The organism is Nocardiopsis sp. NPDC006139, assembly GCF_040614155.1.
Taxonomy (GTDB): domain Bacteria; phylum Actinomycetota; class Actinomycetes; order Streptosporangiales; family Streptosporangiaceae; genus Nocardiopsis; species Nocardiopsis changdeensis.
Map to the genome: position 1 here is coordinate 1 of NZ_JBEXTT010000015.1, position 14743 is coordinate 14743.

A 14743-nucleotide genomic window follows, 5' to 3' on the forward strand; every position below is an offset into this window, starting at 1 on the left:
ACCTCGTCCACCGACCCCGCCACCACGGCCAGGTCGTGCGAGACCAGGATCAGGGCCATCCCCAGATCCCGGCGCAGCTCGTCCAACAGGTCCAGAATGCGCGCCTGCACCGTCACGTCCAGCGCGGTGGTCGGCTCGTCCGCCAGCAGCACCTTGGGATCGCACATCAACCCCATCGCGATCACCACACGCTGGCGCATACCACCGGAGAACTCGTGCGGATACGAATTGATCCGCTTGGCCGGGAAGGGGATGCCGACCCGGTCCAGCGCTTCGGCCGCGTGCTTGCGGGCCTCCGTCTTGGACACGCCCGGCCGGTGCACGAGCAGCGCCTCGACCAGCTGGTTGCCGATGGTGTACTGCGGGTGCAGCGACTGCATCGGGTCCTGGAAGACCATCGCGATGTCGTTGCCGCGCATCGCCCGCAGCTGCCCGTCGGTCAGCTTGTTGACGTCCTTCCCGGCCACCTCGATGGCGCCGGTGATCTTCGCCCGGCTGCCGCGGTGCAGGCCCATCAGGGCCAGCGAGGTCACGCTCTTGCCCGAGCCCGACTCGCCCACGATGCCCAGCCCTCCCCCGGCGGGCACCTCGAAGGACAGCCCGTCCACCGCCTGGATATCGCCGTCCATGGTCGGGAACGCCACCCGCAGGTCGTCCACGCGGACGACGGGCTCGGGTGCGGATTCGCTCATAGGAGAGGCCTCTGCTCTCTGGGTCCGGAGTGGTGGATGCGGGAAGGGGCCCGCTAGTGGACCCGCACGCGCGGGTCGATGAGCGGGTAGATCAGGTCGACGACCAGGTTGCACACGACGATGAAGAACGCGCCGAACAGGGTCACGCCCAGGATCACGGGCAGGTCGCTCTGGGTGATGGCGTTCACCGCGTAGCGCCCGATGCCGTTGAGGGAGAACACCTGCTCGGTCAGGACCGCGCCGCCCAGGACCAGCCCCAGGTCCAGGCCGAAGATCGTCACGATCGGCGTCAGGGTGGGCCGCAGGGCGTGCTTGAGCACCACCTTGCGCTCGCTCAGCCCCTTGGCCCGCGCGGTGCGGATGTAGTCCTCGCTCAGGACCTCCAACATGCCCGCGCGGGTCTGGCGCGCGTACATGGCGGCGTGCAGGAACGCCAGGGTCAGCCACGGGAGGAACATGCCCGCGGCCCAGCCCAGCGGGTCCTGGGTGAGGGGGACGTAGCGCGGGGTCTGGAACCAGCCCCAGGCGTGCACCGGGAAGGCCAGCACCAGCAGGCCGGTGAAGAAGATCGGCAGGGAGACGCCGGCCAGGGCGATCGCCATCGCGATCCGGTCGAAGAGGCTGCCCTTCCACACCGCCGAGACCACGCCGACGGCGATGCCGCCGACCAGCCAGATGACGCCCGCCCCCAGGGCCAGCGAGAACGTGACCGGCAGCCGGGACACGATCTCGGGGAAGACCTCCTGGTAGGTCTGGAAGGAGTAGCCGAAGCAGGGCGCGGCGCACTCGATGGTGTCCCGGCCGAACCGGTACTCGGCGCCGAAGAAGATCCCGCGCACGAACTCGCCGAACTGCACGATGACCGGCTTGTCCAGTCCCAGCCGGTCGATGGTCGCCTGGATCGCCTCGGGGGTGGGCGCCCGTCCCACGTACATGGTCGCCAGCTGCTCGGTGGTCCGGCCGGCCCACTTGGGCACGACGTAGAAGATGCCGAAGGTGACCATGGTGACCACGGCCAGGAGCAGCAGACCGGCGCCCAAGCGGCGCAGGATATAGGTCAGCAAGGCGCGTGTCTTTCTGTCGTCGGGCCCGCCCTGGAAGGGAAATCGGCAGGGGCGCGAAGTTTCGGCCTGAGACGACCAAGATAACGCAGCGTGTTTGAATGATCACGCTTGATCGCGCGGCGTGTACCTGTGCCCCCGAGACGGCCGGGGACGGCGGCCCGGGCACAGGTGGGGAAGGTGTCCCGCGGCGTCGTCGGCGCCCTCGAATTCCACGGGACCGGGATCGAATGATCCCGGAACCGCCCCCTCCCGCTTCCCCTCAGATCTGCGGCCCGGTCGAGGACACCCCGGCCACCGGGACAGCACGGTTCCGGATATCTACAAGCACTCCACGGAGAAGGGCCGAAAGCGACTGAAGGAGGACTTTGAGGAGCTGTGGGGGGAGTCTTTGGAGGAACGGCGGCGTGGTCCGTGGATTCGCCGGTACCCACTCCGGACCGGTTGTTGAAGGTGCGTGGAACGGGCCGGTAGCGCCCTTCTGCCCCATAGATGCCCCACAAGGGGCAGAGGAACGCTACCGGCCCGCGCCGTACTGGGTTTTACCGGCTGTTTTCTACTCCCCCGTCGTACCGAGCGACATGTAGTCGTACATGCTGTAGCCGGCGTGGTAGTACACGTTGGTCAGGTTCGGCGGCCGGTACATCACGGTGCGCTCGAACACCGCGGGCAGGATGACCGCCTGCTCCATGGCCCGCTGGTCGATCTGCGTGTAGATCGAGGCGCGCTCCTCGGGGTCCTCGACCGTGACGACCTCGTCGAACCAGCCGTTGACCTGGTCGTCGTCGAACTCGGAGATGTTCGCGTTGCCCGCGTCCTGGATGGCGTCGCCGTCCAGGATCTTGCTCATGAACCCGTAGCCGGTGGCCCAGTCCGGGGCCCAGCCGTACACCGTGAGCCCCAGGTCGTTCTCGTGGACGAAGTCCGGGGACCCGGCCTGGGTGTTGGTGTAGGTGTCGGACGGGTACTGCTTGATCTCGACCTCGATGCCCACCCGGGCCAGCGCCTGCTGGACGGCCTCGGCGGTGCTCACGTCCGAGGGCCGGTCGGCGCGGGCGCCGATGGAGGTGGAGAACCCGTCCGGGTGCCCGCACTCCTCCAGCTTCTCCCGGGCCCTGTCCAGGTCGCCCTTGTTGTCGTCGGACGGGTACGGGTCGATGCTCGGGTCGGCGCCGGGCAGCGCCGAGGGCATGATCTGGGTGGCGATGTCCCCACCGGTCTCACCGCCCCAGGCCCGGTGCAGGGCGTCCCGGTCGGCGGCGAACATGACCGCTTCGCGGCAGGCCAGGTTGTTCAGCGGCTCGACCACGGTGTTGATGTTGACGTAGCGCAGGGTGTTGGTCTGCGGGTTGTCGACGCTGGCGCGCCGGGCCTCGTCGGTGATGAGGGTGCCGCGCATCGCCGGACCCACGCCGACACCGCCCAGGTCCACGTCCAGCTCGCCGTTGACCAGGCGCTGGTCGATCTCGTTCTGGTCGACGCCCAGCTGCACCTCGATACGGTCGGGCAGCGCCCGGCGGGTGGGGTCGGTCGAGGCGTCCCACTGGTCGTTGCGGACCAGGTTCAGGGACACGCCCGGCCGGTACTCCCCGTCGAACTTGTACGGCCCGGAGGAGACCACCCGGCTCTGGTACTGCTCGCCGCGGTCGGCGTCGGGCGGCACCGGCGCGGTCTGCGGCTGGATGAGGATGTAGGGGAACTCCGAGAAGCTCTCGTTGAGGTGGAAGACCAGGGTGTGGTCGTCCGGCGTCTCGATGCCGTCGAAGCCCTCCAGCGGGTCCCCGTCGGTGGCGTAGGGCCCCTCGTAGTCCTCGCTGTCCGCCAGCAGCTGCTGGAAGTACTTGGGCCCGTTGGGCAGGGCCTGGTCGCCGAAGTTGCTGCGGGCGATCGCGTACTTGACGTCCTGGGCGGTGATCTCCGTCCCGTCCTCGTACTTGAGCCCCGGCTTGAGGCGGACGGTCCACTCGGTGGAGTCCTCGTTGGCCTCGGGCATGGCCTCGGCCAGGTCGGGCTGGAGCTGGGTGCCCTCCTCCCCCGGAGCCTCGGTGTAGGTGAGCAGGGTGCGCGCGTAGTAGCGGGTGAAGTTCCAGCTGAACGCGTAGTAGGTGTTGCCCGGGTCCGGGGAGTCGAAGTCCGAGGAGATGGCGTACCGGAGGGTGCCGCCGGTCTGGTCGGACGGGTTGACCATCTCCGTCTCGGCCTGGTTGAACTCCGCGTCGACCTCCCCTCCTCCGCCGCCTCCGCCCCCGCCGCCGCACGCGGTCAGCATCAGGGCCAGGGCCGTGCCGGCGGCCGCGGGGGCCGCGAACCGGCGCCTGCGGGGCGCCGGGGGTGTGCCGTGGTGGTGGGTGTTCACCTTGCCTCCAGGATCGGGTTGCTGCGGAACCGGGATCGGTCCCGCCGGGGCCGTGAGCGGTGCACGGCCCGAGGCCGGCCCGCCCTGGGCGGGCGGCGGCCGGGGAGGTCAGTCGGAGGAGCGCGGGTCGAAGGCGTCCCGAAGGCCGTCGCCGAACAGGTTGAACGCGAGCACGGTGACGAAGATGGCCAGACCCGGGATGATCACGAAGTGCGGCGACGTCGTGTAGAAGCGCAGCGCGTTCTCCAGCATGCCGCCCCAGGTGGCCGTGGGCGGGTTGATGCCCACGCCCAGGAAGCTCAGGGCCGCCTCGAACAGGATGTTGGTGGGGATGAGCAGGGTGGAGTAGACGAGGATCGGAGTGACGAGGTTGGGCAGGATCTCTTTGAACACGATGTGCGCGCTGCCCGCGCCCAGGCTGCGGGCGGCCTCGACGAACTCGCGTTCCTTGAGGGTGAGGGTCTGCCCGCGCACGATGCGCCCGATGTAGGGCCAGTTGAAGAACCCGATGATGAAGATCAGCACGCCGATGCGCAGCCCGTTGCCGGTGAGGCCGAAGGCCCCGTCGGGGATGACGCCCACCAGGGCGATGGCGAAGAGCAGCAGCGGGAAGGCCAGGAAGATGTCCATGGCCCGGCTGATGACGGTGTCGACCCAGCCGCCGAAGTACCCCGCCACGACGCCCAGGACGGTCCCGATGACGACGCACACGAGGGTGGCGACGGTGGCGACCAGCAGCGAGGTGCGGGCGCCGTAGACGATGCGGCTGAACAGGTCGCGGCCGTTGACGGGCTCGACGCCCAGGAGGTGGTCGGCGCTGATCCCGCCCCACGGGTCCAGGCCCAGGGCGGGGTTCGCGGGGTCGCGCAGGACCCCGCCGGTGAGGGGGTCGACGAGCTGCTGGTTGAACTGGTTGGGCGGGTAGCCGAACCAGGCGGTCAGCAGCGGGGCGAAGACCGCGACGAGGATGAGCAGGATGACGACGATGCCGCCGGCCATGCCGACCTTGTCCTTGCGGAACCTCTGCCAGGCGATCTGGCGCAGCGAGCGGCCGGCGGCGTTCTTCGCCCCCGCGGCCACGGCTTCGGGCTCGGCGTGCTGGGACGACTCGGGCACGTCCATCGGCGCGGTCATGTGTGGCCCTGCCCCCCGTAGGTCGCTTTACGTAGTAGATCGACTACGTAGAGCTTGCACGAGTGGCGTGCCGATTTCCAACATCCGCGCCGGAACCCCGGCCTGCGCCCGGAACGCGCAGGACGCCCCGGAACCCGCCGTACCGCCGCGGCCCGATCCCGGCCCCGCGTTCCCCCGTTCCCGCCGGTCCGGGGCGTGCGGCGCCCCGGCCGTCACCGCCCCCACCGGCCGCCGGCCCGGAGGCTCGTCGACCCCGGTCCGGGGCTCGGCGGACCGGCAGGGCACCGGGTCCCGAAGGCCGGCGGCCTAGAAGCTCGGCGCCCGGGAAAACAACGGTTCGGGGTTCGGCGGACCGGAAGATCGGCGGCCTGGGGACTCCTGGGTCCGCGGGGCCAGCGGCCCCGAAGGGCACCGGTCCGGGGCGGGGCGGTGCGGTGCGTGAGCCCGCCGGTCTGGAGGTTCCGCGGCCCGCGGGACCGACGGCCCCGAGGGGCACCGGCCCGGGAGGTCGACAGCCTGGGAGGGCGGTGCCCCGGCGCGCCATCCGGGGGCGGGCGCGGCCCGGGGTGCGTCCGCCGGGGCACCGGCCGTACCTTCCCGGGGAGGGACCCGCGGCAGGCCCGGCCCCCGCCCGCGGCGGCGGCGGGGGCGGGGGCCGCCGCCGGTCAGCGTCCGCGCAGCGTGCGGTACCGGGCCACCAGCCCGGCCGTGGAGGCGTCCAGCCCCTCCACCCGCGCCCCCTCGGTCAGCGCCGGCTCGACCCGCTTGGCCAGCACCTTGCCCAGCTGCACACCCCACTGGTCGAAGGAGTTGATGTTCCACACCGCCCCCTGGACGAACACCTTGTGCTCGTACAGGGCCACCAGCTGCCCCAGCACCGATGGGCTGAGCCGCTCGGCCAGGATGGTGGTGGTGGGGCGGTTCCCGGCGAAGGTGCGGTGCGGGACCAACCCGGCCGGGACCCCCTCCCCGGCGACCTCCTCCGCGGTCTTGCCGAAGGCCAGCGCCTGTCCCTGGGCGAACATGTTGGCCATCAGCAGGTCGTGCTGGGGCACCAGCGCCTCGGGCAGGTCGGGCGCCGGCTCTGCGAACCCGATGAGGTCGGCGGGCACGAACCGGGTGCCCTGGTGCAGCAGCTGGAAGTACGCGTGCTGGCCGTTGGTGCCCGGGGTGCCCCACACGATCGGCCCGGTCGCCCACCCGACCGGCCGCCCGTCGCGCTGCACCGACTTGCCGTTGGACTCCATGTCCAGCTGCTGGAGGTAGGCGGCGAAGCGGGACATGTGGTGGCTGTAGGGCAGCACCGCGTGGCTCTCGGCCTCCCAGAACCCGCCGTACCAGACGCCGAGCAGCCCCAGCAGGAACGGCAGGTTGCGCTCGACCGGCGCCGTCGCGAAGTGGGTGTCCATCAGGTGGAACCCGGCGAGCATCTCCCGGAACCGCTCCGGACCGATGGCGACCATCAGCGACAGGCCGATGGCCGAGTCGTAGGAGTAGCGGCCGCCCACCCAGTCCCAGAAGCCGAACATGTGCCCGGTGTCGATCCCGAACCGGGCCACCTCCTCGGCGTTGGTGGAGACCGCCACGAAGTGCCGGGAGACGGCCTCCTCCGCGCCCAGGCCCTCCACCAGCCACCGGCGGGCCGCGGTGGCGTTGGTGATGGTCTCGATCGTGGTGAAGGTCTTGGAGGAGATGACGAACAGGGTGGTGGCGGGGTCGGCGTCCACCAGCGCCTCGTGCAGGTCGGCACCGTCGACGTTGGACACGAACCGGAACTCCAGGCCCCGGTCGCTGTAGGGCCGCAGCGCCTCGTAGGCCATGGCCGGGCCCAGGTCGGAGCCGCCGATGCCGATGTTGACGATCCTCCGCACCGGCTGCCCGGTGTGGCCGAGCCAGCGCCGGGACCGCACCCGGTCGGCGAACTCCGCCATCCGGTCCAGGACCTCGTGCACCTCGGGGACCACGTTCCGGCCGTCCACCTCGATCACCGCCGAGCGGGGCGCGCGCAGCGCGGTGTGCAGCGCGGCCCGGTCCTCGGTGAGGTTGACGTGGTCGCCGCGCAGCATGGCGTCGCGCAGCCCGGCGACCCGGGTCGCCCCGGCCAGGTCGGCCAGCAGGCGCAGGGTCTCGTCGGTGACGAGGTTCTTGGAGTAGTCGGCGTGCAGGCCGCCGACGTCGAGGGTGAACCGGTCGGCGCGGGCGGGGTCGGCCTCGAACAGGTCGCGCAGGTGGGTGCCGGCCAGCCGTTCGCGGTGCGCGCCCAGGGCCGCCCACTCGTCCCTGCGGTCCAGGGCCGGGGCCGTCCCGGCCCGTTCTCCGGTGTCCTCTGTGCGGGGGAGTGGTGTGGCAGACATCCGGTCGCTCCTCGTCGTCCGTAAGGTCCAGGTGCGCGGCGGGCGGCACGGGGCTCGGACCGTGCCCGCACGTCCGCGCCGCGGCTGTGAAGACCACCTTGCCACGTCCGCGGGCCCGCGCGGCGTTTTCCACAACCCCGGCCCCGGCGGCCTTGTTCCGCTCCCGCCGGACGGGGCGGGTCAGCCCCGGCCGACCTCCTCGCGCTCGCGGCGCAGCTGCGCCACCTCGGCGCGCAGGGCGCGCAGCTCGGCGAGGATGAGGCGCTGCCCGTCGGGCCCCTCTCCGTCGGGGCCGGCGCGGCCGCCGCCGACCGGGCCCTCACCGCCGCCCCCGGGCCGGTCGTCGTCCTTCTCCAGCGCCTCCACGGCCACGGCGATGAACAGGTTCAGGGCGACCAGTGTCGACACCAGCACGAAGACGACGAAGAAGATCCACGCCATCGGCATGTGCTCCATGACGTCCTTGGCGATGGTGCCCCACCCGTCGGCGGTGGCGATCTGGAACAGCGTGAACAGCGAGGTGGGCAGGTCGGCGAAGTACTGCGGGGACACGTCGGCGAACAGCCGGGTGGCCATCACCGCCGCCACGTACAGCAGCAGGATGACCAGGAACAGGATCGACAGCATGCCGGGCAGCGCCCGGAACAGCCCGGCGACCACGTGGCGCAGGCTGGGGATGACCGAGAGCAGCCGCAGGACCCGCAGCACGCGCAGCACCCGCAGGACCGAGAACGGCCCGGAGGTGGGCAGCAGGGCGATGCCCACGATCACCAGGTCGAACCAGCTCCACGGGTCGCGGAAGAACTCCGCCCGGTGGGCGTAGATCCGCAGCAGCAGTTCGACCACGAACAGCGCGAGGATGCACAGGTCGATGCCGTGCAGGAGCGTTCCGTGCTCCTCCATGATCCGGGGCGAGGTCTCCACACCGAGGATGACGCCGTTGACGAGGATGAGGGTGACGACGGTGCCCTGGAACCAGGAGGCGTCGACGATCGTGCGGACCCGTTGGCGCAGTGTCACGGGACAGGGGGCTCCGTTCCTGGGGGAGGGTCGGGGTTCGGCCGGAAAAGCCTACCGTCCGTAACCGACACCGCTTTCCCCCTTACCCTGCTCTGTCCGCTCCGGCACTGGAATACCCCGCCTCGACCAGGCATGATCGGAAAGTAGGGATGACCGAGGGTGAGGGGGACGCCCGTGGCCGGAGCAAGCGAGGGGTCGGACGGGGAGCGCTGGGAGCGGTCCGAGGACATCGACGACGTGGACGCCGACATGGACGTGGGCGCCCCGGACCAGGACAGCGCGGTGGCCGAGTACCTGCTCGACCACCCGCACGGCCTGCGGATCGACGAGATCGAGGACCGCGGCTCCCTGGGGATCGGCGACGAGCTGCGCAGGGAGGTCGCCGAGCAGGCGCCCGAGCCGCAGGACGGGACGCAGGACGAGCGGGCGCCCGCGCCGCGGCGCGAGGACCTGGCCCGGGTGCTGCGGGCCGAGGAGTTCGCCGAGCGGCTGCGCGAACGCGGTGTGTGAGGGGCGGCCGCGGCTCAGGCCCCCGGGGCCCCGTCGCGGTCGGCCAGGTCGGCGGCGAGCCAGCGCTCCACCCGCATGACGTGGACGGTGGCGGCGGCGCGGGCCGCGTCGGGGTCGCGGGCCAGCAGGGCCTCGTGGATGCGCCGGTGGTCCTCGCGCAGTTCGTCGGTGAACCCGGCCTCGCGGTGCCCGGCCCACACCCGGGCGTTGAAGGTCCGAGACGACAGGCCCTGGCTGACGGCGGCCAGGGTGGCGTTGCCGGTGCTGGCGACGATGGCCTGGTGGAAGCCCAGGTCGGCGGCGACCGTCTCGGCCTCGGTCGCGGGGGCGCCGTCGATGCGGTCCAGGAGCGTGCCGATGCGCCTCAGGTCGTCGTCGGTGGCGCGGGCGGCGGCCAGGGCGGTGGCGGCGGGCTCGATCATCCGGCGGACCTGGAGGACCTCCAGGAGGGTGTCGCCGCGGGAGACCTCGGCCAGTACGGAGAAGGTCTCCAACAGGTCGGCGGGGCGCAGGGCGGTGACGTAGACGCCGGCTCCGTGGCGGGCCTCCAGGACGCCCAGGGTGGTGAGGGAGCGGATGGCCTCGCGCATGGAGCTGCGGGAGATGTCCAGGCGGGCGGCGAGGTCGCGTTCGGTGGGCAGGCGCTGGCCGGGGCCGACCTCGCCGGAGGCGATCATCTCCTTGATGCGCTCGACGGCCCGCTGGGTGACCGGGGTCCGGTCGTCCATGCAGCACCCCTCCGCTCCCTGTGGTCGTCGCGCCGGGGACGCCTTCCGATCACCTCCCCGGGCAAGTGATCATACCAATTTGATCCGACGACACCTCCATATCCGAACAAAGGGCAGGTTCTTGCTCTTTTCCGTTCGTGTGTGACAAAGTGGTCTGACCACTCAGAGGCTCGTGGCGAGCAGGCCGCCGCCGGTCCGGCGCGGCGCGAAGGAGGCCCATGCGGATCGCGCTCTTCATCACCTGTGTCAACGACACGCTCTTCCCCGATACCGGCCGGGCCGTGGTGCGCCTCCTGGAGCGGCTCGGCCACGAGGTCGTCTTCCCCCCGGACCAGACCTGCTGCGGGCAGATGCACTACAACACCGGCTACCGCCGCCCCGCGAGCAGGCTCGCCGTGCGGTTCGTGCGCACCTTCGAGGACGCCGACGCGGTCGTGGTGCCCTCCGCCTCCTGCGCGGCGATGGTCCGCGACAACTACCCGCGCCTGGGCGGCAGCGGCAGCCGCCTGTCCCGCAAGGTCGCCGCCCTGGCCCCGCGCGTGTACGACCTCACCGAGTTCCTCGTGGACGTCCTGGGCGTCACCGACGTGGGCGCCTACTACCCGCACCGGGTCGTCTACCACCCCACCTGCCACGGGCTGCGCATGCTCGGCCTGGGCGACCGCCCCTACGAGCTGCTGCGCGCGGTGCGCGGCCTGGAGCTGGTCGAGCTGCCCGGGGCCACCGAGTGCTGCGGGTTCGGCGGCACGTTCGCGGTCAAGAACGGCGACGTCTCCTCGGCCATGGGCGCCGACAAGGCCCGCCACGCCCTGGAGACCGGCGCCGAGGTGCTGTGCGCCGTGGACAACTCCTGCCTGATGCACATCGGCGGCATCCTCTCGCGCCAGCGCGCCGGGATGAGGGTCGCCCACATCGCCGAGATCCTGGCGAGCACCGAGAAGGACTTCGAGGGCGCCGGGACCGAACAGACCGGCCGGGGCCGGACCGAGAAGGAGGGCGCGACCCGATGAGCAGCGCCACGTTCCTGGGCATGCCGCCCTTCCCCGAGGCGGCCCGCACCGCCGTGCGGGACTCGCGGCTGCGCTACAACCTGCGCAAGGCCACCCACACCATCCGCGACAAGCGCGGCCTGGTGGTGGACGAGCTGGGCGAGGACTGGGCGCGGCTGCGCGCCGAGGGCGCCGAGATCAAGAACCGCACCCTGCGCCACCTCGACCATTACCTGGAGCAGCTGGAGGAGTCGGTGACCCGCGCGGGCGGGCACGTCCACTGGGCCCGCGACGCCGCCGAGGCCAACCGGATCGTCACCGGTCTGGTGCGGGCCACCGGCGAGACCGACGTGGTCAAGGTCAAGTCCATGGCCACCCAGGAGATCGAGCTCAACAACGCCCTGGAGGCCGCGGGCATCACCGCCTACGAGACCGACCTGGCCGAACTGATCGTCCAGCTGGGCGAGGACCTGCCCTCGCACATCCTGGTGCCCGCCATCCACCTGGGGCGCTCCCAGATCCGCGAGATCTTCCTGGAGCAGATGGCCGAGTGGGGCACGCCCGCCCCGCCCGGGCTGACCGACGATCCGCGGGCGCTGGCCGAGGCCGCCCGGACGCACCTGCGCGAGCGGTTCCTGCGCACCCGCACGGCCGTCTCGGGCGCCAACTTCGCGGTGGCCGACTCGGGAACGCTCGTGGTGCTGGAGTCGGAGGGCAACGGGCGCATGTGCCTGACCCTGCCGCAGACCCTCATCTCGGTGGTGGGCATCGAGAAGATCGTCCCGACCTGGAACGACCTGGAGGTGTTCATGCAGCTGCTGCCGCGCTCCTCCACGGGCGAGCGGATGAACCCCTACACCTCCACCTGGACCGGGGTGACCCCGGGCGACGGCCCGCAGGAGTTCCACCTGGTGCTGCTGGACAACGGCCGCACCGACGTGCTGGCCGACACGGTGGGCCGCCAGGCGCTGCGCTGCATCCGCTGCTCGGCCTGCCTGAACACCTGCCCGGTCTACGAGCGCACCGGCGGCCACTCCTACGGCTCCGTCTACCCGGGCCCGATCGGCGCGATCCTCACCCCGCAGCTGCGCGGGATGGGCTCGGAGGTCGACGAGGCCCTGCCGTACGCGTCCTCGCTGTGCGGCGCCTGCTACGAGGTGTGCCCCGTCGCCATCGACATCCCCGAGGTGCTGGTGCACCTGCGCGAGGAGGTCGCCGGGCGCCGCGGCCACGCGGGCGAGAAGGCCCTGATGGCGGGGGCGGAGACGGTGTTCTCGTCCTCCCGGGCCCTGGGCGCGGTCCAGCGCGCCGCCGGGCTGGGCCGCGGCCTGGTCCCCCGGCACCTGCCCGGGCTCGCCGGGGCCTGGACCGACACACGCGACGTCCCCGACGTCCCGGCGGAGTCGTTCCGACGCTGGTGGAACGAGCGCGACAGTGCGCGGGAGGAGGACCGATGAGCGCCAAGGAGGCGATCCTGGCCCGGGTGCGGGCCGCCCTGGCCGACGTCCCCGCCGACGAGCCGGTGCACCGTCCGCGCGAACGGACCTACCTGGACTCCCACGCGGTCGGCCCCACCCTGGAGGTGTTCGAGGACCGGCTGGTCGACTACAAGGCGCTGGTGCACCGGGTGCCCGCCGACCGGGTCGGCGCGGAGGTGGCCGCGGCCCTGGCCCGGCGCGGCGCCCGCCGTGTGGTGGTGCCCCAGGGGCTGCCCGGCGAGTGGACGGAACAGGCCGGCGTCGAGACCCTGGCCGACTCGCGGGAGGCGCCCCTGGGGGTGCACGAGCTGGACGCCGCCGACGGGGTGGTCACCGCGTGCGCGGTCGCGATCGCCGAGACCGGGACGATCGTGCTGGACGGCGGCCCCGACCAGGGCCGGCGCGCCATCTCCCTGGTCCCCGACTACCACCTGTGCGTCGTGCGCGCCGACCAGGTCGTGGACGGGGTGCCCCAGGCGGTGCGCCTGCTCGACCCGGCCCGCCCGCTGACCTGGATCAGCGGGCCGTCGGCCACCAGCGACATCGAGCTGAACCGGGTGGAGGGGGTGCACGGCCCCCGCACCCTGGAGGTCCTGCTGGTCGAGACCGGCCCCTGAAGCCCTCCGCCGCGCCGGCCCGGGAGAACCCCGGGCCGGTGCGGCGGGCGTTCAGCCGCGGGGCCGCCAGTGCGCCAGGAGCCGGTCCAGCGGGTCGGGGGCCGCCTCCTTCTCCGCGAAGGGCGCCTGGTACCGGGCGCCCGCGCCCTGCGGGGACCGGTGCCTGCGGGGCCGGGGCGCGACGGCCACCGCCTCGGTCCGCTCCCCGTCGCTCCCGTCCTCCCCGCCCGACCGGGCCAGCGGCGCCTGGTACCGGGCGCCCTGGGCCGCGGGGCGGCGCCTGCGCCGGATCCAGGTGCGGGCCGGCCTCCTCTCCCGGGGCTCATCTCCCTGTCCCTGCTCCACCCGCTCGCCGGTGGCGGTGAACCACACCGGCAGCTCCTCCAGCCCGTGCACCGACAGCGAGTGCCGCCACCGCAGGTCGGCCGGCTCCACCGCCAGCACCATGCCGCGCAGCCGGTCCACGGCGAGGTCGACGGCGGTGCGCACCAGCTCCCGGGAGAACGCGGTGGCCGGGCAGCGGTGGGCGCCCGCGCCCCACGACAGGTGGGACCGGTTCCCGGCCAGGACCATCGCGTCCTCGCCGTGCCGCGACACCGACGGGTCGGTGTGCGCCGAGGCCAGCCCGAACAGCAGGGGCTCGCCCCGGCGGATGTGCGCGCCCGAGAACCGGATGTCCATGGTGGAGTAGCGCCCCGCCAGCACCTGGAGGGGAGAGTCCGTCCACATGACGTAGTCGATGAAGTCCTCCGGAGTGAGGGTGCCGCCCAGGTAGGCGGTCCACACGCCGGGGTCCTCCAGCAGCTTGAGCAGGGCGTTGCCGATCAGGTGGGTGGTGGGCTCGTGCCCGGACCGCCACAGCAGGGTCAGCGCCTCGACCGCCTCCTCGTCGGTGAGCGCGTTGGGGTGGGCCAGCAGGTGGCCGGCCAGGTCCTCGCCGGGTTCGCGGCGCTTGCGCTCCACCAGCCCCTGGAAGTAGCCGCGCACCGCCCGCGCGGCGAGCGCCGTCTCCTCGGGGTCCCCGCTCCAGGACCGCTCGGCGAGGTCGGCGAGCATCCGCCCGTACTCGTCGGGCAGGCCGAACAGTTCGTTGAGGACCATCGCGGGCAGCGGGGCGGCGTACCGGCCGATGAGGTCGGCGGCGCCCTCGGCGGCGACCCGGCCCAGCAGGTGCACCGCGGCGCGCTCCACGACGGGGACCAGCTGCGAGGTGCCGACCCTGGCCAGCGCGTCCACGATGGGGATCCGCAGGCGCTGGTGCTCGGCCCCGTCGTGTCCCAGCGCCTCGGTGCGCGCCGGTCCCCCGCCCGCGCGCCAGGGGCGCGGGTCCGCGGAGAAGTGGGTCTGGTCCCGCAGGGCCTGGAGATTCTCCTTGTAGCCCAGCAGGAGCCAGCCCGGGACGCCCGGGTCCAGCTCCACCGGGACCAGTCCGCCGTGGCGTTCGCGCAGCTGCCGCCAGGGCAGCTCGCCTCCCCGGTGCAGTGCCAGGGCCCCGTTCGCACTGTAGGGGCAGCGGGCCGGGCCCGCGGCCGAGGGGCCCTCATGGTCGGCGGGGCCGGTTCCCTGGTTCATGGAGACTCCTCGGTGGCGGCGGATGCAGGAGACGCTAGGACCGGGATGTTTCCGGAATGCTTCCGCGAGGAAAGGTCCACCTTTCCGCGACCGACACTCGATCCCGGTCGGGGGCGAGACCGGATTGAGGGATATGGCACGTGTTCGGCGTTCCGGCGGACCGACGGTGACGTTCCGGCCGTTGCGGACCGGGGCGCACGGAACCGCCGCCGACCGGGCGGATCGGGCGCCG

At 72.4% G+C, this 14743-nt stretch carries 12 protein-coding genes; 4 read left to right on the plus strand and 8 right to left on the minus strand.

The window, feature by feature from the left end:
* From ABZ249_RS20060 to ABZ249_RS20085, 6 genes are all read right to left on the minus strand, one after another.
* On the minus strand, window positions 1-692 hold a 692-nt coding region (locus ABZ249_RS20060), incomplete at its 3' end, for an ABC transporter ATP-binding protein (RefSeq protein WP_355264997.1).
* A gap of 53 nt (window positions 693-745) precedes the next feature.
* Entirely contained in the window at window positions 746-1756 is a 1011-nt protein-coding gene (locus ABZ249_RS20065) for an ABC transporter permease (protein WP_355265000.1), read from the minus strand.
* Between the two features lie 553 nt (window positions 1757-2309).
* Window positions 2310-4022: an ABC transporter substrate-binding protein gene (locus tag ABZ249_RS20070; protein ID WP_355265369.1), complete on the minus strand. Its 1713-nt coding sequence runs from the start codon at window positions 4020-4022 to the stop codon at window positions 2310-2312.
* A 195-nt stretch (window positions 4023-4217) separates the two neighbouring features.
* Window positions 4218-5243, minus strand: a complete 1026-nt coding sequence (locus tag ABZ249_RS20075; RefSeq protein ID WP_355265003.1) for an ABC transporter permease — start codon at window positions 5241-5243, stop codon at window positions 4218-4220.
* Between the two features lie 665 nt (window positions 5244-5908).
* Window positions 5909-7597, minus strand: a complete 1689-nt coding sequence (pgi, locus tag ABZ249_RS20080; RefSeq protein ID WP_355265006.1) for a glucose-6-phosphate isomerase — start codon at window positions 7595-7597, stop codon at window positions 5909-5911.
* Between the two features lie 180 nt (window positions 7598-7777).
* Window positions 7778-8617, minus strand: a complete 840-nt coding sequence (locus ABZ249_RS20085; RefSeq protein ID WP_355265009.1) for an ion transporter — start codon at window positions 8615-8617, stop codon at window positions 7778-7780.
* Window positions 8618-8791: 174 nt separating this feature from the next.
* Between ABZ249_RS20085 and ABZ249_RS20090 the strand changes: the two genes are divergently transcribed.
* Window positions 8792-9127 (plus strand): hypothetical protein, encoded by a 336-nt coding sequence (locus ABZ249_RS20090; RefSeq protein WP_355265012.1) that lies wholly within the window; start codon window positions 8792-8794, stop codon window positions 9125-9127.
* A gap of 14 nt (window positions 9128-9141) precedes the next feature.
* On the opposite strand, the gene ABZ249_RS20095 is transcribed toward ABZ249_RS20090, so the two are convergent.
* Window positions 9142-9855 (minus strand): FCD domain-containing protein, encoded by a 714-nt coding sequence (locus ABZ249_RS20095; protein ID WP_355265015.1) that lies wholly within the window; start codon window positions 9853-9855, stop codon window positions 9142-9144.
* 218 nt (window positions 9856-10073) lie between these two features.
* On the opposite strand from ABZ249_RS20095, the gene ABZ249_RS20100 reads away from it, so the two are divergent.
* The 3 genes from ABZ249_RS20100 to ABZ249_RS20110 are packed head-to-tail and all read left to right on the plus strand — an operon-like array spanning window position 10074 to window position 12939.
* Complete coding sequence (locus ABZ249_RS20100; protein WP_220560422.1) at window positions 10074-10865, plus strand: (Fe-S)-binding protein; 792 nt, start codon at window positions 10074-10076, stop codon at window positions 10863-10865.
* The gene (locus tag ABZ249_RS20105) at window positions 10862-12301 is read left to right on the plus strand and encodes a lactate utilization protein B (RefSeq protein WP_355265019.1); all 1440 of its coding nucleotides are present in this window, start codon (window positions 10862-10864) and stop codon (window positions 12299-12301) included. Before ABZ249_RS20100 ends, ABZ249_RS20105 begins: the two co-directional genes overlap by 4 nt.
* Complete coding sequence (locus ABZ249_RS20110; RefSeq protein ID WP_355265023.1) at window positions 12298-12939, plus strand: lactate utilization protein C; 642 nt, start codon at window positions 12298-12300, stop codon at window positions 12937-12939. Before ABZ249_RS20105 ends, ABZ249_RS20110 begins: the two co-directional genes overlap by 4 nt.
* A 51-nt stretch (window positions 12940-12990) precedes the next feature.
* Here ABZ249_RS20110 and ABZ249_RS20115 read toward each other — a convergent pair whose 3' ends face one another.
* Window positions 12991-14511, minus strand: coding sequence for a cytochrome P450 (locus ABZ249_RS20115; protein WP_355265026.1), 1521 nt, complete (start codon window positions 14509-14511; stop codon window positions 12991-12993).
* Between the last annotated feature and the right edge of the window lie 232 nt (window positions 14512-14743).

Bases quoted from the DNA above. Each gene is read 5' to 3' on its own strand.
- ABZ249_RS20070 (WP_355265369.1), bottom strand. From the start codon at position 4,022: ATGCTGACCGCGTGCGGCGGCGGGGGCGGAGGCGGCGGAGGAGGGGAG.
- ABZ249_RS20075 (WP_355265003.1), bottom strand. From the start codon at position 5,243: ATGACCGCGCCGATGGACGTGCCCGAGTCGTCCCAGCACGCCGAGCCC.
- pgi (WP_355265006.1), bottom strand. From the start codon at position 7,597: ATGTCTGCCACACCACTCCCCCGCACAGAGGACACCGGAGAACGGGCC.
- ABZ249_RS20095 (WP_355265015.1), bottom strand. From the start codon at position 9,855: ATGGACGACCGGACCCCGGTCACCCAGCGGGCCGTCGAGCGCATCAAG.
- ABZ249_RS20100 (WP_220560422.1), top strand. From the start codon at position 10,074: ATGCGGATCGCGCTCTTCATCACCTGTGTCAACGACACGCTCTTCCCC.
- ABZ249_RS20105 (WP_355265019.1), top strand. From the start codon at position 10,862: ATGAGCAGCGCCACGTTCCTGGGCATGCCGCCCTTCCCCGAGGCGGCC.
- ABZ249_RS20110 (WP_355265023.1), top strand. From the start codon at position 12,298: ATGAGCGCCAAGGAGGCGATCCTGGCCCGGGTGCGGGCCGCCCTGGCC.
- ABZ249_RS20115 (WP_355265026.1), bottom strand. From the start codon at position 14,511: ATGAACCAGGGAACCGGCCCCGCCGACCATGAGGGCCCCTCGGCCGCG.